General features: G+C 61.4%; 18 protein-coding genes. 4 read left to right on the top strand and 14 right to left on the bottom strand.

Annotated elements, in window-relative coordinates; translation table 11 throughout:
* The first annotated feature begins 71 nt into the window (after positions 1-71).
* On the top strand, positions 72-704 hold the full coding sequence (locus BT173_RS07830; RefSeq protein WP_072428081.1) for a glutathione S-transferase family protein: 633 nt from the start codon (positions 72-74) through the stop codon (positions 702-704).
* A gap of 6 nt (positions 705-710) precedes the next feature.
* Here BT173_RS07830 and BT173_RS07825 read toward each other — a convergent pair whose 3' ends face one another.
* Complete coding sequence (locus tag BT173_RS07825; RefSeq protein ID WP_072428080.1) at positions 711-1,976, bottom strand: DEAD/DEAH box helicase; 1,266 nt, start codon at positions 1,974-1,976, stop codon at positions 711-713.
* 210 nt (positions 1,977-2,186) lie between these two features.
* Between BT173_RS07825 and tyrS the strand changes: the two genes are divergently transcribed.
* Both tyrS and BT173_RS19290 read left to right on the top strand, forming a co-directional pair.
* On the top strand, positions 2,187-3,461 hold the full coding sequence (tyrS, locus tag BT173_RS07820; RefSeq protein ID WP_072428079.1) for a tyrosine--tRNA ligase: 1,275 nt from the start codon (positions 2,187-2,189) through the stop codon (positions 3,459-3,461).
* A gap of 119 nt (positions 3,462-3,580) precedes the next feature.
* The gene (locus tag BT173_RS19290; protein ID WP_139256095.1) at positions 3,581-3,829 is read left to right on the top strand and encodes an Imm32 family immunity protein; all 249 of its coding nucleotides are present in this window, start codon (positions 3,581-3,583) and stop codon (positions 3,827-3,829) included.
* A gap of 116 nt (positions 3,830-3,945) precedes the next feature.
* Here BT173_RS19290 and BT173_RS07815 read toward each other — a convergent pair whose 3' ends face one another.
* From BT173_RS07815 to BT173_RS19630, 3 genes are all read right to left on the bottom strand, one after another.
* Positions 3,946-4,476 carry a hypothetical protein gene (locus BT173_RS07815; protein ID WP_139256094.1) on the bottom strand — a complete coding sequence of 177 codons (531 nt, stop codon included), beginning with the start codon at positions 4,474-4,476 and terminating at the stop codon, positions 3,946-3,948.
* A gap of 160 nt (positions 4,477-4,636) precedes the next feature.
* Positions 4,637-5,077 (bottom strand): hypothetical protein, encoded by a 441-nt coding sequence (locus BT173_RS19285; RefSeq protein WP_139256093.1) that lies wholly within the window; start codon positions 5,075-5,077, stop codon positions 4,637-4,639.
* 48 nt (positions 5,078-5,125) lie between these two features.
* Entirely contained in the window at positions 5,126-5,302 is a 177-nt protein-coding gene (locus tag BT173_RS19630; RefSeq protein ID WP_175545578.1) for a hypothetical protein, read from the bottom strand.
* Here BT173_RS19630 and BT173_RS07810 point away from each other — a divergent pair.
* Complete coding sequence (locus tag BT173_RS07810) at positions 5,297-5,503, top strand: S4 domain-containing protein (protein WP_072428077.1); 207 nt, start codon at positions 5,297-5,299, stop codon at positions 5,501-5,503. The two genes, BT173_RS19630 and BT173_RS07810, sit on opposite strands and share 6 nt — an antisense overlap.
* 193 nt (positions 5,504-5,696) lie before the next feature.
* On the opposite strand, the gene BT173_RS19280 is transcribed toward BT173_RS07810, so the two are convergent.
* From BT173_RS19280 to BT173_RS07770, 10 genes are all read right to left on the bottom strand, one after another.
* Positions 5,697-6,029: a hypothetical protein gene (locus tag BT173_RS19280; RefSeq protein WP_139256092.1), complete on the bottom strand. Its 333-nt coding sequence runs from the start codon at positions 6,027-6,029 to the stop codon at positions 5,697-5,699.
* A 35-nt stretch (positions 6,030-6,064) separates the two neighbouring features.
* On the bottom strand, positions 6,065-7,252 hold the full coding sequence (locus BT173_RS19625; RefSeq protein ID WP_175545577.1) for a hypothetical protein: 1,188 nt from the start codon (positions 7,250-7,252) through the stop codon (positions 6,065-6,067).
* 266 nt (positions 7,253-7,518) lie between these two features.
* A complete protein-coding gene (locus BT173_RS07805; protein WP_175545576.1) occupies positions 7,519-9,972 on the bottom strand; it encodes a penicillin-binding protein 1A in 2,454 nt (817 codons plus the stop codon).
* 215 nt (positions 9,973-10,187) lie between these two features.
* A complete protein-coding gene (locus BT173_RS07800; RefSeq protein WP_072428075.1) occupies positions 10,188-11,882 on the bottom strand; it encodes a cation:proton antiporter domain-containing protein in 1,695 nt (564 codons plus the stop codon).
* A gap of 188 nt (positions 11,883-12,070) precedes the next feature.
* On the bottom strand, positions 12,071-12,850 hold the full coding sequence (tpiA, locus tag BT173_RS07795) for a triose-phosphate isomerase (protein WP_281247353.1): 780 nt from the start codon (positions 12,848-12,850) through the stop codon (positions 12,071-12,073).
* A 159-nt stretch (positions 12,851-13,009) separates the two neighbouring features.
* Entirely contained in the window at positions 13,010-14,497 is a 1,488-nt protein-coding gene (gene glpK / locus BT173_RS07790; protein ID WP_072428074.1) for a glycerol kinase GlpK, read from the bottom strand.
* A gap of 132 nt (positions 14,498-14,629) precedes the next feature.
* Complete coding sequence (locus BT173_RS07785) at positions 14,630-16,348, bottom strand: ABC transporter substrate-binding protein (protein WP_072428073.1); 1,719 nt, start codon at positions 16,346-16,348, stop codon at positions 14,630-14,632.
* A gap of 102 nt (positions 16,349-16,450) precedes the next feature.
* The gene (locus BT173_RS07780) at positions 16,451-16,732 is read right to left on the bottom strand and encodes a DUF2160 domain-containing protein (protein WP_072428072.1); all 282 of its coding nucleotides are present in this window, start codon (positions 16,730-16,732) and stop codon (positions 16,451-16,453) included.
* Between the two features lie 9 nt (positions 16,733-16,741).
* Entirely contained in the window at positions 16,742-17,539 is a 798-nt protein-coding gene (locus tag BT173_RS07775; RefSeq protein ID WP_072428071.1) for a carbohydrate ABC transporter permease, read from the bottom strand.
* 3 nt (positions 17,540-17,542) lie between these two features.
* Positions 17,543-18,418, bottom strand: coding sequence for a carbohydrate ABC transporter permease (locus BT173_RS07770; protein ID WP_072428070.1), 876 nt, complete (start codon positions 18,416-18,418; stop codon positions 17,543-17,545).
* Positions 18,419-18,423: the final 5 nt, after the last annotated feature.

Genomic DNA, 18,423 nt, shown 5'->3' with positions numbered 1-18,423 from the left:
CGGTGCCGAATCCCACCTATGATTGGCCGTATCGCGCCCTGCTTGGGCGACCCAAGGGATGAGGAAACGGCATGTACACGCTGTACGGTTTTCACGGTTCGGGTTCGGCCGCGGTGGAGATGGCTTTGGCGCGGGTCGGGCAGCCTTATCGCTTGGTCGAGGCAGCGTCCTGGGAGCCTGCCACCTCGGCTTATGCCGAGTTGCTGACGGTCAACCCACTCGGCCAGATTCCCACCCTGCGCCTGCCCGATGGTGCGGTGCTGACCGAGAGCGCGGCGATCCTGATCGAGTTGGGGCTGCGCTACCCCGAGCATGGGCTGTTGCCGACCGAGGCAGCGGCACGCGCGCAGGCGATTCGTGGCCTCGTGTATATCGCGGCTAATTGCTATGCGGCGATCAGCATTGGCGACTTTCCCGAGCGCTGGTGCGACAACGCCGATGCCGACCTGCGCGCACGCATCCGGGCCGGTGCGCGGCAGCGCCTGCATGAACACTGGCGCATCTTTGCCGACCAGTTCCCCGCCACGCCTTGGCTCAGCGGTGCGCGGCTGGGGGGCTTGGATATGTTGGCGGCGGTGGTGTCGCGCTGGTCAGGGGCGCGCGCCTATCTGGCGCGCGAGCGGCCGGACTTCGCGGCCCTGCTGGCGCGCATCGAGGCTGAGGGCGAATTGGCGCCGCTATTTGCACGCCACTGGCCGAGCTAGCTGCGCTTACTCGCCGTCGTCCTGCCCAGCCGTGCCGGCTGCCTGGGCCGCCGCGGCGCGCAATTTATCCTTCTTGCTCATGCGCTTGCCCTTGATGCCGCCCTTGCCATCGTGCTGGCCGGCGGCATTTAGTGGCGCGGGCGCCTGCGGGGCAAAGCCTTCCAGCGTTTCGCGCGCCACGCGTTGCCCCTGGCGTTTCTCGATCAGGCGGAAATGCGCCTCACTGGCCGGGGTAACAAAGCTGATGGCCAGGCCGCTGGCGCCCGCGCGGCCGGTGCGGCCGATGCGATGCTGGTAATCGGTGGCCGAGCGCGGCAGGTCGTAATTGAGCACCGCAGGCAGCTCGGCGATATCGATGCCGCGCGCCGCCACATCGGTAGCCAGCAGCACGCGCAGATGGCCGGCCTTGAAACCGGCCAGGGTCTGGCTGCGCCGCCCCTGGCTCAGCTCGCCATGCAGGGCGGCGGCGCTGATGCCGGCCTGCTGCAGGCGCACCGCCAGCTTGTCAGCCAGCCGGTGAGTGCCGATAAACACCAGCAGCTGCGCCCAGTCTTCCTGCTTCAAGAGCTGTATCAGCAGCGCGGTACGCCGCTCCTCGTCCACCAGCATGGTGCGCTGGGTAATGGCCGGCGCCACCTGGTCGGCGCCAGCCACCTGGATGCGCAGCGGGTCGCGCAGCCATTGCGCGGCCAGTGTGTTCACATCGTCGGGGAAGGTGGCCGAGAACAGCAGCGTTTGGCGCTGCGCGGGCAGCAGGGCCAGGATGCGTTGCAGCTCGGCGGCAAAGCCCATGTCCAAGAGGCGGTCGGCCTCGTCCAGCACCAGGGTCTGCAGCCGCCCCAGCGCGAGCCCATTGTGCTCGACCAGATCGAGCAGGCGGCCGGGCGTGGCGACCACGATATCGGCCCCGCCGCGCAGCGCCATCAGCTGCGGATTGATAGCCACCCCGCCATAGGCGACTACCAGCTTGAGCTTGCTGCCCTGTGCCAGCGCCAGCGCGTGCAGCTGCTCGCCCACCTGGGCAGCCAGTTCGCGCGTAGGCAGCAGCACCAGCGCGGCGGGCTGGCGCGTGGACTTGGCCTGGTACTGCGCGAGCAGCGGCAGGCCAAAGGCCAGCGTCTTGCCCGATCCGGTCGGCGCCTGGGCCAGCACATCACGCCCTTGCAAGGCAGCCGGAATCGCCGCCGCTTGTACGGGCGTGGGCTGTAGCAGCCCCTGGCTGCTGAGGGCGTTCAAAAGCGGGGCGGGTAGACCGAGCGAGGCAAAGGACATGGGCAGGCCATACAAAAGGGAAGGGCGCCGCCAGCCGGCCGCGCAAGGCCGCGCATTCTACGGCCATGCGGCCAGCCTGCCTGTGCTTTCCGGCAAACGGCGCCGCAGCCGCAGATCGGCCACGGCGCGCGGCGCGGATTAGGCTAAAATCGCGCGTTTCGAATTGTCGCGGTGCGCAATCGGCGTGCCGGCCCTGTGGAGAGCCCCTCAATGTCCCATTCCCCCCTGATCCAGGATCTGCAAGACCGCGGCCTGATCGCCCAGACCACCGACGCGCAAGCGCTCGATGAACTGCTGAGCAAGGAATCGGTGACGCTGTATTGCGGCTTCGACCCGACCGCCGACAGCCTGCACCTTGGCCACCTGGTGCCGGTGCTGGTGCTCAAGCGCTTCCAGCAAGCCGGCCACAAGCCGATTGCCCTGGTGGGTGGCGCCACCGGCATGATCGGCGACCCCAGCTTCAAGGCCGCCGAGCGCAAGCTGAACACCCCGGATGTGATCGCCAGCTGGGTGGGCAAGATCCGCGAACAGGTCAAGCCCTTCCTCAGCTTCGAAGGCGGCAACGCCGCCATCATGGCGAACAACTACGACTGGTTCGGCGCGATGAGCTCGCTGGAATTCCTGCGCGATATCGGCAAGCACTTCTCGGTCAACGCCATGATCAAGAAGGAATCGGTGCAGCAGCGCATCAACCGCGACGACCAGGGCATCTCGTTTACCGAATTCGCCTACAGCCTTCTGCAGGGCTACGATTTTGCCGAGTTGAACAAGCGCTATGGTTGCCGCCTGCAGATCGGTGGCTCGGACCAGTGGGGCAATATCACCGCCGGCACCGACCTGACCCGCCGCCTGCACCAGCAACAGGTGTTCGGCCTGACCCTGCCCCTGGTCACCAAGTCGGACGGCACCAAGTTCGGCAAGACCGAATCGGGTGCCATCTGGCTCGACGCCAAGAAGACTTCGCCTTACGCCTTCTACCAGTTCTGGCTGAATACGGCCGACGCCGACGTATACAAATTCCTGCGCTACTTCACCTTCCTGAGCGTGGCCGAGATCAATGCGATTGAAGCGGCCGACAAGACCAGCGGCAAGAAGCCTGAAGCCCAGCGCATTCTGGCCGAACAGGCCACCGCCCTGGTGCACGGCCAGGACGCCGTGGTGGCCGCCCAGCGCATCAGCCAGAGCCTGTTCGCCGACAGCCTGGATGCGCTGACCGAAAACGACCTGGAACAACTGGCCCAGGACGGCATGCCAGGCGTGGCACTGGAAAAGTCGACCAGCAGCCTGATCGACGCCCTGGTCGCCGCCAATCTCGCCAAGTCCAAATCCGAAGCGCGCACCTTTATCCAGAGCGGCGCGGTCAGCATCAATGGCGCCAAGGTCGACGCGCTGGAACACAGCTTCACCGACGCCGAGCGCCTGTTCGGCCGCTTCACCGTATTGCGCCGCGGCAAGAAGAATTACGGACTGATCAGCTGGCAGTAAGCGCGGGTATGCAGCACATCAATACGGGGCCTTGGCCCCGTTTTTTCTTGGGTGTCATGGCTGGCTTGCTAGGGTTGCAGTGGTGAAATGGTGTTAGTCGTTATTTCGGAGGGAGTTTGATGAAAGCATTTGCGTACCCAGCAGGCGAGCCCGTTAATGAAGACGGTCTTGTTGAGCTTAATCAAGTATCTTTTGTTGCCAGTGCTGAAACCATTAGGGCCGTTGCGCAATTCTTAATTGAGGCGGCAGATAAAATGGAAATGCTAGGCGATAACTACGATCATCTGCATTTGCAAGACAGCCGCTCCAGCTGGAAAGAAAACTGGCCTGATATAATTGTTTGTAAAAAATATGAAGAAAACATCTAGCCTTTTGACAAGGGCTTTCTTGTAAATTGCTGTTTATCAATACGTATTCCCTCGGTTGGCTGCACGGGTGTAGGAGGGCGGTAGAAAATTAGCTCGCCTGATGGCTCGTGCTCCGTTTAAAAGAACTCCAGCGACTGCTTGAGTAACTCCGCCACCTCTCTTTGTGGTGGGCCATAAGACGGCTCATCACGCACCAGCGCTTCGCAGGCAATCAGTAAGCGAACATCCAGTGAGCCGAATTTGGGTGGCATATTGGCATATCTTGTTGGAGATTCATAAATATCGCGGCTTAGTGCAATTAATTTCTGCACTTTCTCTGCATCGATGACCACCTCAATTTTAGCCGAGTGCAGGCTCAGGTCTGCTCGCTCAGCAAATCCAGGCTTCTGGAGGTATAGCTTTGCCCTGGCACGGCTTAAATCTACCCATAGCACACGTGAGGGTTTATTTGCGCCGCCAATGAGGAATGTGTAAGCAAAATCCTCGGGCATGGTGATTTTTAATCTCTCCATTACCGATCTGTGCTGTAAGTACTGAGCATTCTGGTCAGTGGAGGCAAAATTACATGCATAGCCGAAATGGCTCGTGCTAAGTAGGGCAGTCAAGGAAATAAAAATCTTATTTGAATGAATGGTAAGGCTAGGCATTGATTACATTACCGTTTCTGATTTTTTGGTTGGCTGAATTGGCTTGTACCAATTATTTACTGCTTGTGGTATGTAATGAACACAAGCGTTGCCTTGGTCTGCTGGGTAATTTTCTTTAAGTCACTATGTTTTACAGTAGCTGAATTTTATTCAGTGGCCGCTAACGACGTGGTGCTCGCGCTATGCGGTGAGATAAAAAGAGCATGACTATCAAAATGATTCCACCAACAACACCAGCACCGCCTGCAGCTGCACTAAACACCAGCGTCAGCGCGAGGTCGCCAATATCTTTTTCCCCGGCATATTCACCCAGCAAGGCACCGACCATACTGCGGCCAACGGCAATTAGTGCGGAGGCTGCCAGCATGAAACAAAATCCGATTGCACCGATCAGCAAACGTTGCAAGCATTTTCTGGGTGAGGGTGCTTTTAGCAGGATAGGCAGGGACAGGATGCAAACCAGTAGAGAAAGCACTATCCCGCCTGATCCAGGCATAGAACGAGTGAAAACGCAGATGGTGAGCAGATTAAGTGCGGCAAGAAAAAGGCCGCCCGCCATGGCGATCAGTGTTTTAAGGGCGATGGCGATACTGCGTTGCATGAGTTGAACCTTATTGCGGCCTACGGCCTTTATGCCTAAATCACCACTTTAGTGACAGAGTTTGCATGGCGCGGCGTTGAGTATCTTGGTGATGCCAAAGCCGGCGTACAAACTGAACGGCATAGCTGGAAAATGTGGCAGGCCGCTTTCTAACATGTCTGTCGCCAGCAGGCATCCTTCAAGCAGGGGAGGGGGCGTATTCCGGTTGATGATGGCGATGTGCATCTCTATCGCGCCCTGGTCGCCGCCAACCTCGCCAAGTCCAAATCCGAAGCGCGGACCCTCATCCAGAGCGGCGCGGTGAGCAACAACGGCACCAAGGTCGACTCGCTGGAATACGGTTTCACCGACCCCGAGCGCCTGTTCGGCCGCTTCACAGTATTGCGCCGCGACAAGAAGAATTACGGGCTGATCAGCTGGCAGTAAACGCAGGTGTGCAGCACATCAAAACGGGGCCTCGGCCCCGTTTTTTCTTGGGAGCTGATGGCTTGTTTGCTCGCGTCCAAAAGATGACACGACGTCCCGCCGCATTTGTACGCTCCACACCCAATTGAGTCGAATTGACGGTGGGCTGCAGCAGCTCGTGCGACAGCCCCCATGTCGGTCGCTGTGTTTGGAACTAATCAGGAATCTCTACTGCATCCCCAAATGACTCCCTGACTCTTGCGAGTGCTTCTGTGTTGGCGGTTTCAATGTCCCACGATGTGCTATCTACCGCACGCAGCAACAAACTGGCATTTCCATCGTTATCTATTGCCGTTATTTCTCCATCGATGACTTGAATGTTTGGCGCAGAAATGCGAATGAGCTCATGAAGGAGCATAAGCCGCGAAGAATCACAGTCCTCAAGCAGCTCAGCCCCTGGTTCAGGCGCAACTTCGTTAACCTGCACAGACCAACGGCACTCAGCAAAAAAATGACCGATTAGATCAAGCAATTCATGGAGGCTCACATAATGGTCACCTCTCCATGCACATATCGATAACATCATGGCATCCTCAATGGTTCACCTGGGCCGCGCTTATAGCCGGCCTTGGGATTATTAGGGTTATTTGGAATATATCTATGCTGTTCGGGGGTGTAATGATCCGGTCGCAATGTTCCGTTCCTGAACGTTGGGTTTGTAAAGTCTATATCACGAATAGGCACTCCATTCAGTCCATACTCCCGTGCTTTATAAACGCGTTTATTTTTATAGTCCCACTTGATTACAGAATGGGGAGCCTCACTTAAAGGACCGCTTACCTTGCTTGGCTGCAGGCCTTCGAATACCGGAGTCCCATCTGCATAGCACGAATGGCAAGGAGGAAGCGGCCCGATAAAATCGGCGTCGCCAGGTGCTGGAATCTTTGTATTTGGAACTGGCTCCCGCTTCCTGTGATCCTGAGATTCTGACTCGGTACTATTTTGGGGCGTACTCGCTAGGCACACTTCCTTGTCGCCGCTTTGATCGTGCAAACTGATAGCAGAGAACTGTTCTAGCGCTGCTTTAATTCTGTCATTCAATCCTTCGGTTTCATTTGGGTGGCCTTCTTCGGGGAATTTTTTGTCTTTTTTCTCTAGTCTGTTAGTGAGTGGTTTGAGTTTTGCTTTGTAGTTTTTATTGACATCTTCTTTATTCTTCTCTTTGGGTATTGATGAGGGATCGGTTTCTGATGGATTGTCTTGGAATTTATTGGAGAGATACTTTTTCGATGAAGATGTGAAGTAGCGTTGTTGTGTCTGCTTGACGCTTGGCCAAAAATTGCGTTTTAGTGTATTCCGCTTGAGGGTGTTATATTTCGTCTTAAATAATTCATTGGATTCTAAGGGTTTCTTTGGTTTTTTATTAAAGCCTTTCTGTTTACCATAGTTTGTAACGAATTTCGTAAAGCTACTTATTGCCCCGAGGATGGGGATTGCAAATGATTTGCCTGTGCGTGTTAATTGAATCGGCGCGCTCCGCACATTGGCAATGCGGGATGTTTCCTCTGCAATCGACTCTGGTACAGGCGCTGCAGATTGTTCGTTTCCTATTACGCTATGTAACGTTTTGGATTGCGCAATGACTCTAGGTGAATTGTCGACGGTAGCTTGTACATCTGGGTAAGTCCGGGAAGACAATACGGTGCCTGAGTCTGATGCCGACATTGGCTCTGAATCTTGATGGTCTTGCAAAGTCTGGCGCAGTTTCATCGGTTCAGCCTCTTCAGCATCGTCACGGATAAGGGCGGCGAGTTCTCTCCAGGGCTAGTCTAAGCACTGAATTCGCGCGACGATATCAGCAAAATGCTGATTTTTGTCCTGGATTGAGCACCGATTCCACCGCTGTGCTGCATCTCACTTGAGGCATGCTTGAGCATCGAATGGTCCGTCAGGAGCATGGATTCGCTTGCCAGCATGAAGCCAATGAAAAAGGGGTAGCCCATACAGGCTACCCCTTTTGTATCGAGCTATGCCACTCAGCGGTCGCGTTTCTGCGGGAAGAGATCATCATTGCTGCCGCTGGGTTCGGCCTCGCCAGGTGGTGTTTCGCTGCTTTCCGCCTCGGCTGCGCCGCTCTCGCCCATCTCGTCCTCGGTCGGCGTTTCCTCGGCTTCCGGCTTGGGCCAGACGGCGTTCTGCATATCGATGCCGCTGACGAAGCCCTGGCCGGGTTGGGCGGTGTCGAAGTAGAGCTCGCCGCCTATGCGTACCACGCCGGCCGGTTCGGGCATCTCGTAGGCAGGCACATCCTTCAGGGCCGGGCGCATGAAGCGCATCCATTGTGGCAGGGCCAGCTGGGCGCCGGCGCCGCTATTGCCGAGCGAGCGCGGTTGGTCGAAACCCATCCAGCTGATCGCCACTAGGCTGCGCTGGTAGCCGGCGAACCAGGCATCGCGCGCCTGGTTGGTGGTGCCGGTCTTGCCGCCGATATCGGTGCGGCCCAACTCATTGCTTTGGTAGGCGGTGCCGTTCTGCGCCACGCTCTTCAGCAGGCTGTGCATCACATAGGCATTGCGCGGGGTCAGCACCTGCGGGGCGTCCTGCTCGGCCTGCGGGGCCTTGGCCTGCATCAGCAGCTTGCCGTTGCCGTCGCGCACTTCGCGTATCAGATAGGGCGCCACCTTGTAGCCGCCGTTGGCGAACACCGCATAGCCCTCGGCCAGCTGCAGCGGTGTGGTGTTGCCGGCGCCCAGGGCCAGCGGCAGATAGGGCGGCATCTGCTTCTTTTCGAAGCCGAAGCGGGTGATGTAGTCGCGCGCGAAGGGCACGCCGATATGCTGGAGCACGCGCACTGCCACCTGGTTCTTCGACTTCTTCAGGCCCACGCGCAGGGTGACCGGGCCGGACGACACCAGATCATCATTCTTCGGCTCCCACACCTCGTCGCGCTCGGGGTCGAGCTTGATCGAGAACGGTGCGTCATTGACCAGGGTGGCAGGGCCGACACCTTTTTCCAGCGCGGCCGAATAGACGAAGGGCTTGAAGGTGGAGCCGGGCTGGCGCACCGCCTGGGTCACGCGGTTGAAGTTGTTCACCTTGAAGTCGAAGCCGCCCACCAGCGCCTTGATCGCGCCGTCCTGCGGCGACAGGGCGATGATGGCGCCCTGGACATCGGGTAGCTGGCTGATCTCGGGCTTTTTCTCGTTTGGGAAGGCGAGGCGGATGATGGAGCCGGGGCGCAGGCGTAGCGCCGTGCTGGCATCGCTGCGCAGGCTACGTGCGGCAAAGCGCAGACCATTGCCGCTGATGGTGTGGATTTCGCCATCGCGGCTCATTGCCTGCACCTCGCGGCTGCTGGCTTTCAGCACCACGGCGGCGGGCAGCTCATCAGCATCCGGATGGCGTTCGAGCGCCTCCTCGATCGCATCTTCGCGCTCGCTGCGGCCAGCCGGCAGCGCCACATAGCCCTCCGGGCCACGGTAGTCGCGGCGGCGGTCGTAATCGAACAGGCTGTCGCGCACGGCCTGCCAGGCCAAAAGCTGGGTCGCGTAATTCAGCGTGGTGGTCACCACCAGGCCCTTGGCATAGGTCGCGTCGCCGTACTGGGCAAACATCTGCTGGCGCACCATCTCGGCCACATATTCGGCGCGCGGGCTGGCGGTGGGCGTGGCACTGGTGCCCAGGGCCAGCTTCAGCGGCTCGGCCAGGGCCTCGGCTTCGCGCGCGGCATTGATATAGCCGAGCTCGCGCATGCGCTTGAGGATATAGGCCTGGCGAATACGCGCACGCTTGGGGTTGACCACCGGGTTATAGGCGGCTGGTGCCTTGGGCAGGCCGGCCAGCATGGCGGCCTCGGCCAGGCTGATGTCGCGCAGTTCCTTGCCGAAATACACGCGGGCGGCGCTGGCGAAACCATAGGCGCGCTGACCGAGGTAGATCTGGTTCATATACAGCTCAAGGATCTCGTCCTTGCTGCGCACCGCCTCGATCTTGTAGGCGACGATGATCTCGCGCAGCTTGCGCGTGATGGTCTTGTCCTTGGTCAGGAACAGGTCGCGCGCCAGCTGCATGGTGATGGTACTGGCGCCCTGGCCGCGTCCGCCGCTACCCAGATTGGCCGCGCCGGCGCGCAGCACGCCCAGCACATCCACCGCGCCATGTTCGTAAAAGCGCGCGTCTTCAATCGCTAGCACTGCTTGTTTGAGGTCGGCCGGCATATCGGCCAGCTTGACCAGGCTGCGGCGCTCCTTGCCGAATTCGCCGATCAGCACACCGTCTTCCGAGAACACGCGCAGCGGCACCTTGGGCTGCAGATTGTCCAGCTCGTTCAAGGAAGGCAGTTCGCGCAGCAGCCACCAGCTGGCGCCCAGCAGGAGCGCGCCGAACAGCAGGGCAAAGCCCAGAATCCAGCCACGGCGGCGCTGCCAGAAGGCACGCAGGCGCGCAAAGCGGGGAGGGCGGGGCAGCAAGGGGTCGTCGGGTGTCGTCACGGTAGTGGGCGCAGAAGGGTCAAACGACAAAAGTGCGGCATCTTAGCCGAGCCCCGCCCACTCGGGGGAATCCCATCCCCCAAATGGGTGAAAACAGCCTGTGTGGCAGGCCTGGTGCGGCATTGCACGCTAGCCCAGCCCTGATTATTGACCCGGCTATGGCCACTTGCTGTGCTTTTACTTTTTGGCACCGGCCAGCCGGCCCGCTGTGGGCTTTAGTGTGCGGTCGGCTTGGCCTCGGCCAGCACCAGCGCGCTCATGCTGCGCGCCAGCTCCTGTTCGCCCAGCAGCACGGTCACACCGGGCAGCTTGGCCAGCAGCTCGGCCTCTTCGCTGGAATGGCTGCGCACTACGATGACCACGCCCGGGTTCAGCGTCTGGGCGGTCTCTATCATCTGGCGCGCCTTCAGGGCGTCGGGAATCGCGATGACCAGGGTGCCGGCACGCGCCACATGGGCCTGGATCAGCACGGCCGGTTCGGCCGCATCGCCCGATACCGCTGGCACACCCTTGGCACGCAGGCGCTCGACGATCTCGCGGTTCTGCTCGGCCACCACATAAGGGCGGTTTTGCTCGCGCAGCGCGCGGGCAATATGCCGGCCCACGCGGCCATAGCCGACCAAGACCACTTGGCCGCTCAGATGCTGCTGATCGGTGCTCATCGGCAGTTCGGCCAGCGGGTCGTCCGGGCGCTCGAGCAGGCGGGCCAGATTGTTGCGTGCGCGTATCCAGCGCTGGATCGGTTCGATGGCATGGAAGAGCAGCGGGTTGAGCGCGATGGAGATCAGCGCGCCAGCCAGCACCATGCTCTGGCCCTCGGCCGGCATCAGGCCAAGCGCGATGCCAAGGCCCAGCAGGATGAAGGAGAACTCGCCGATCTGGGCCAGGCTGGCCGATACGGTGAGCGCGGTATTGAGCGGATAGCGGAAGGCGATGACCAGCAGAAAGGCAGCCAGCGACTTGCCGATGATGATGATGGCCACCACGGCCAGCACCTGCAGTGGCTGCTCTAGCAGCACGCGTGGGTCGAACAGCATGCCGACCGAGACGAAGAACAGCACCGAGAAGGCATCGCGCAGTGGCAGCGATTCTTCGGCAGCGCGGTGGCTGAGCGGCGATTCGCGCATCACCATGCCGGCAAAGAAGGCACCCAGTGCGAACGACACGCCGAATAGATGGGCCGAGCCATAGGCGATGCCGACCGCCGCGGCGATCACGCACAGCGTGAACAGTTCGCGCGAGCCGGTGCGCGATACCTGCAGCAGGAGCCAGGGAAAGACTCGCTTGCCTACCACCAGCATCAACACCACAAAGGCGGCGACCTGACCCAGGGTAGTGGCCAGCGTGCTCCACAGTGATCCGCTACCGGGCTGCACGGTGCCGCCCAGCCAACCGGCCAGCGGGGGCAGCAGTACCAGCACCAGCACCATGGCCAGGTCCTCCACCACCAACCAGCCCACTGCGATCTTGCCATTCACCGAATCGAGCACGCCGCGGTCCTCCAGCGCGCGCAGCAGCACCACTGTGCTGGCCACCGAGAGCGACAGGCCGAACACCAGTGCACCGCCTAGGCTCCAGCCCCAGTAGTGCGCCACCGCCATACCCAGCAGCGTGGCCACCAGCATCTGCACCACCGCGCCGGGCAGGGCGATGCGCTTGACCGAGAGCAGATCGCCGAGCGAGAAGTGCAGGCCGACGCCGAACATCAGCAGCATCACACCAATTTCGGCCAGCTGGCCTGCGAGGCCCACATCGGCCACAAAGCCGGGCGTGGCCGGGCCGATACAGATGCCGGCGACCAGGTAGCCGACCAGGGGCGGCAGCTTCAGCCGAGCGGCCAGGAAGCCAAGAATCAGGGACAGGCCAAGGGCGGCCGCGATGGTGGTGATCAGCTCGACGCTGTGGGGCATGGATCGTCTCCCTTTGCTGGGTTATCGGCTGTAATCAGCCTTGTTGGGACGGCGATGAACGCGGTGAAGGGGTAGCAGCGCGGTTGCGCAGGCGAATAAATAACACAGCCGGCGCGAGCACAGTGCGTAAAGACAAGCGCTTTACGACTGGCTGGCGCCGGCTGAATTCCCTGCCGGGGCAAAAAAGCTCAGCGGCCCTGGGCGAAGCTGCGGCAGATCTCGCTGAAGTCGCGCGCATTGAGCGAGGCGCCGCCGACCAGCACGCCCGATACCTCAGGCATCTTGGCCAGCCATTGTGCGCTGGCCGGGTTCACGCTGCCACCGTACAGCACCGGCATACGCTGGGCGATATCGGCCTGGCCGGTGCTGCTGGCCACCAGCGCGCGCAGATAGTGAAGCACGCTGCTGATCTGCTCGGCCGAGGCCACGTGACCGGTGCCGATGGCCCATACCGGCTCGTAGGCAAGCACCAGCTTGTCCAGCTCGGCCGGCGACAGGCTGGCCAACGAGGGCAACAGCTGGGCCGAGAGCGTGGCTTCGGTTTGGCCGGCTTCGCGCTGGGCCAGGGTTTCGCCCACGCAGACGATCGGGATCAGGCCGGCATTGAAGGCCATGCGCGTCTTGGCCGCCACCCGCTCGCTGCTGTCGCCAAACATGGCACGCCGTTCCGAATGACCGGCCAGCACATAGCGGCAGCCAAGCTCGGCCAGCATGCTGGCGGCCACTTCGCCGGTGTAGGCGCCGGCGGCTTCATGGCACAGGTTCTGGGCGGTGCAGCTGATCGCGCTGCCAGCCAGTAGGCTGGCGCTGTGCGCGAGGTAAGGGAAGGGTGGGCAGACGCTGACGGTGATATTCGCGAAGCTGGCGGCTTCGGCGCGCAGGCCTTCCAGCAGGGTGGCATTGGTGGCCAGGCTGCCGTTCATTTTCCAGTTGCCCACCACCAGGGCGTTCAGAGGGGCTTGGGTCACGCTTTACTCCAGAGCGGTGCCGCAGCGGCGTTGTGCGCCGGCCGGCACGGGCCAAAATTTGAATCGGCGGCATCCTAATCGAAACGGCGCCACTTGGCCCGAAATATGTAGCGTATGAATTTTTACTACATTTTGCCCCGGCCAAAGCTGAGCAAAAGCTCAGCCCTGCCAGTGCTGGACGCGGGTCACCGCACTACGCCAGCGCTCGCGGCGGCTTTCGGCTTCGTCGCGGCTGATGGCCGGGGTGAAGATGCGGTCCACCTGCCAGCAGCGCTCCAGTTCGGCGATATCGCTGTATACGCCAGTGGCGAGGCCGGCCAGCTGGGCGGCGCCCAGGGCGGTGGTTTCCAGCACCTTGGGGCGCACTACCGGTACGCCGAGCAGATCGGCCTGTACCTGCAGGAGCAGATTATTCGCCGCCGCACCGCCATCCACGCGCAGCTCGGTCAGCGGCGCCTCGGCATCGGCCTGCATGGCTTCCAGCAGATCGGCCGACTGGAAGGCGATGCCTTCTAGCGCGGCGCGGGCGATATGCGCCTGGGTGGTGCCGCGCGACAGACCAAGCAGACCGCCACGCGCATGTGGGTCCCAGTGCGGTGCGCCCAGGCCGTTGAAGGCCGGGACGAAGATCACCCCGCCGCTATCGGGCACCGAGGCGGCCAGGGGTTCCACCGCTTGCGAGGACGACACCATGCCCAGGCCATCGCGCAACCATTGCACGACGGCGCCGCCGACAAACACGCTGCCTTCCAGGGCAAAGCGCGGTTCACTGCTGCCCTGGGCGGCGACGGTGGTGAGCAGGCCGTGCTCGGAGCGGCGGGCCACGCTGCCGGTTTGCAGCAGCATGAAGCAGCCGGTGCCATAGGTATTCTTGGCCATGCCGGGTTGATGGCAGGCCTGGCCGAACAGGGCGGCTTGCTGGTCGCCGGCAATGCCGGCAATCATCACCGGCGCGCCCAGCCATTCGGCATCGGTCAGGCCGAACTGGCCGCTTGAGTGGTGCACCTCGGGCAGGAGCGAGGCGGGGATGTTCAGCAGCGCCAGGATGTCGGCATCCCAGACGCGGCGGTGGATGTCGAACAGCATGGTGCGCGAAGCATTGCTGACATCGGTGATATGCAAGCGCCCGCCACTCAGCTGCCAGATCAGCCAGCTATCGACGGTGCCAAAGGCCAGCTCGCCAGCCTCGGCGCGCTGGCGTGCGTCGGGCAGGGTGTCGAGCAGCCAGGCCAGCTTGGTGGCGGAAAAATAGGAGTCAAGCACAAGGCCGGTGCGTGCACGGATCAGCTCGGCGTGGCCGGCGGCGGCCAGTTTCTCGCACATCGCGGCGGTGCGGCGGTCCTGCCAGACGATGGCATTGGCCAGTGGCTGGCCGGTCTTGCGATCCCACAGCACGGTAGTTTCGCGTTGATTGGTGATGCCAAGGCCAGCGAGGTCGCGCGCGCCGATGCCGGCCTTCTGCAGCGCTTCACGCGCGGTGGCCAGCTGGCTGTGCCACAGGTCAAGCGGATCGTGCTCGACCCAGCCCGAAGCGGGGAAGATCTGGCGGAATTCCTGCTGCGCGCTGGCCACAGCCTGGCCCTGGTGATCGAAGACGATGGCGCGCGAACTGGTGGTGCCCTGGTCGAGGGCGAGGATATAGGACATGCAATCAACCTTTGTGCTGCCGGGTGGTGCCAGGGGCGGCTTAGCTGGGCGGTATACCCGCCCGACCCGGCGAATTCAAGCGGGCTGGCCATGCCGCGTGTGCCGCATGGCCAGCCTGCCCATACGCATCAACTACTTAACCCGGCCTTCCTTCCAGGCTTGCAGCAGCTGGTTGTAAGGCACGGTTTCGCCCTTGGGCTTCTCGTTGGCCAGCTTGGCCCAGGGTGCGCCACCCTTGCCCACCCAGTCATTGCTCTCCGGGTTGAGCTTGGGCGCGCACTTGCTCATGCCGGCGCGCTGCAGGCGGGCCATCACCGCATCCATTTCCTTGGCCAGGTTATCCATGGCGGCTTGCGGGGTCTTTTCGCCGGCTACCGCGGTGGCCACATTCTTCCACCACAGCTGCGCCAGCTTCGGATAGTCAGGCACATTGGTGCCGGTCGGCGTCCAGGCCACGCGTGCCGGGCTGCGGTAGAACTCCACCAGACCGCCGAGCTTGGGCGCCATATCGCTCATCGCCTTGCTCTGGATGTCCGATTCGCGGATCGGGGTCAGGCCGACGATGGTCTTCTTCAGCGAGGTGGTCTTGGCGGTGACGAACTGCGCATACAGCCAGGCAGCCTGGCGGCGCGGCAGCGGGGTGGACTTGAAGAAGGTCCAGCTGCCCACGTCCTGGTAGCCGTTCTGCATGCCGTCCTTCCAGTAAGGGCCATGCGGGCCAGGGGCCATGCGCCACTTCGGCGTGCCGTCCTTGTTCACCACGGCCAGACCCGGCTTGTTCATCGAGGCGGTAAAGGCGGTGTACCAGAAGATCTGCTGGGCGATATTGCCCTGGGCCGGCACCGGGCCGGCTTCCGAGAAGGTCATGCCCAGCGCCTGGGGTGGCGCATAGGCCTTCATCCAGTCGATGTACTTGCTCAGTGCATACACGGCGGCCGCACTATTGGTAGCGCCGCCACGGCTGACCGAGGCGCCGACCGGGGTGCACTTGTCGGCCGCTACACGGATACCCCATTCGTCCACCGGCATGCCGTTCGGAATGCCCTTGTCGGCGGTACCAGCCATGGACAGCCAAGCATCGGTAAAGCGCCAACCCAGCGAAGGGTCCTTCTTGCCGTAGTCGAGGTGGCCATACACCTTCACGCCATCAATGGTCTTCACATCATTGGTAAAGAAGTTGGCGATGTCCTCATAGGCCGACCAGTTGACCGGTACACCCAATTCATAGCCGTACTTGGCCTTGAACTTGTCCTTCAGGTCCTTGCGCTCGAACCAGTCGGCACGGAACCAGTACAGATTGGCGAACTGCTGGTCGGGCAGCTGGTAGAGCTTGCCATCGGGCGCGGTGGTGAACTTCAGACCGATGAAGTCCTTCAGGTCGAGCGTCGGGCTCGTGTACTCCTTGCCTTCGCCAGCCATGAAGTCGGTCAGTGGCACGATCTGGCCGTAGCGGAAATGGGTGCCGATCAGGTCGGAGTCGGAAATCCAGCCGTCGTAGATATTCTTGCCCGATTGCATCTGGGTCTGCAGCTTCTCGACCACATCACCTTCCTGGATCAGGTCATGGTTGACCTTGATGCCGGTGATCTCGGTAAAGGCTTTGGCCAGGGTCTTCGATTCATACACATGGGTGTCGATGGTTTCCGACACCACATTGATCTCGTTGATGCCGGCTTTCTTGAGCTTGTCGGCCGCGGCGATGAACCACTTCATCTCATCCATCTGCTGCTGCTTGCTCAGCGTGCTGGGCTGGAATTCGCTGTCTATCCACTTCTGCGCCTCGGCAGGGCCTGCCACTACGAGCGGTGCGCTGAAGGCGAGGCTGATTGCCACTACCAGTTTCTTGACCACGGCTGTCTCCTTATTGTGTGACCATACCTTCGAGGGTAAATCCCAGCTCCAGGTGGAAGGCTGCGCCTGCGGCTGTTTTGATACCTATGCTGTGCTGGCCAGCTAGCCCCAGCGCATCACCACCAGCAGCCAGAGCAGGGCGATGCCGGCGCCGAACCACTGGCTCAAATCGGTGAGGCCGGTCCAGGCCAGGTTGATATAGGCGGCGCTGAGCAGGCCGAGAAAGAGTCGATCACCGCGCGTGGTGCGCAGGGGCAGAAATCCGCGCCGCGCCACTGTGGGCGATTTGATTTGCCATACGGTCATGCCAAGCAGCAGCACCGCCACGCTGATAAAGAACACTGCAACCGGTGTGGTCCAAGCCATCCAGGCGAACAATTCCATGTTGAACTCCTACACACGCCCCATCGCGAAACCCTTCGCGATGTAGTTGCGTACGAAATAGATGACCAGGGCGCCCGGCACGATGGTCAGCACACCGGCCGCGGCGAGCACGCCCCAGTCCATGCCGGCGGCCGAGACGGTGCGCGTCATGATGGCGACGATGGGCTTGGCTTCCACCGAGGTCAGCGTGCGTGCCAGCAAGAGTTCCACCCAGCTGAACATGAAGCAGAAGAAGGCGGTGACCCCGATACCGGCACTGATCAGTGGGATGAAGATACGTATGAAGAAGCGCGGAAAGCTGTAGCCGTCGATATAGGCGGTCTCGTCGATCTCGCGCGGTACGCCGGACATGAAACCTTCCAGTATCCACACCGCCAGCGGCACATTGAACAGCATGTGCGCGAGCGCCACCGCGATATGGGTGTCGAACAGATTGATGCTCGAGTAAAGCTGGAAGAAGGGCAGCAGGAAGACGGCCGGCGGGCTCATGCGATTGGTCAGCAGCCAGAAGAACAGATGCTTGTCGCCGAGGAATTCATAGCGCGAGAAGGCATAGGCGGCCGGTAAGGCCACCGCCACCGATAGCACGGTATTGATCAGCACATAGATCAGTGAGTTGATATAGCCGCCATACCAAGCCGGGTCGGTCAGGATGGTGCGGAAGTTGTCGAAGGTCAGATGCTGGGGCCACAGGCTCAGCGCACCGGTGATCTCCTCATTGGTCTTCAGGGACATATTGACCATCCAGTAGATGGGCAGGATGGCGAAGATCAGGTAGAGGATCAGGCCAAACGAGCGTTTCTTCATGGCTCAGTGCTCCGCTTTCTCTGTCGGCCCCGCGTTCTGCAGCAGGCTGTAGAACACGAAGCAGGCGAGCAGGATGATCAGGAAGTAGATGAGCGAAAATGCGGCGGCTGGGCCAAGGTCGAACTGGCCGACTGCCTTTTGCGTCAGGTACTGGCTGAGGAAGGTGGTGGCATTGCCGGGGCCGCCGCCGGTCAGCACAAAGGGCTCGGTGTAGATCATGAAGCTGTCCATGAAGCGCAGCAGTAGACCAATCAACAGCACGCCGCGCAGCTTGGGCAGCTGGATGAAGCGGAACACCGCCAGGCGCGAGGCGCCGTCGATGCGCGCGGCCTGGTAATAGGCCTCGGGAATGGCGCGCAGGCCGGCGAAGGCCAGCAGTGCAATCAGCGGTGTCCAGTGCCAGATATCCATGACCAGCACGGTCAGCCAGGCATCCATCGAATCGCCGGTGTAGTTGTAATCGAGGCCCAGACCATTGAGCGCCGCGCCCGCCAGGCCAATATCGCCGCGGCCATAGATCTGCCAGATGGTGCCGACCACGTTCTGTGGAATCAGCAACGGCATGGCCAGCAGCACCAGGGCCAGCGAGGAACGCCAACCCTGGGCGGGTAGGGCCAGCGCGAGCAGAATGCCGAGCGGGATCTCGATGGCCAGCACGGCGGCCGAGAACAGGATCTGCCGGCCCAGTGCCTCGTGCAGCTCGGGGTCGCGCATCACCAGCTTGAACCACTCGGTGCCGACAAACACCTTCTGATCGGGGCCGAGGATGTCCTGCACCGAGTAGTTGACCACCGTCATCAGCGGCACGATGGCCGAAAAGGCCACGCACAGCACCACGGGCAGCACCAGCAGCCAGGCCTTGTTGTTATAGGTCTTCATCGCGT

The sequence above is a fragment of the Chitinimonas taiwanensis DSM 18899 genome, assembly GCF_900119825.1.
GTDB lineage: Bacteria > Pseudomonadota > Gammaproteobacteria > Burkholderiales > Chitinimonadaceae > Chitinimonas > Chitinimonas taiwanensis.
The sequence above is the reverse complement of the archived record's forward strand: the minus strand, read 5'-3'. Positions and strand labels throughout refer to the sequence as shown.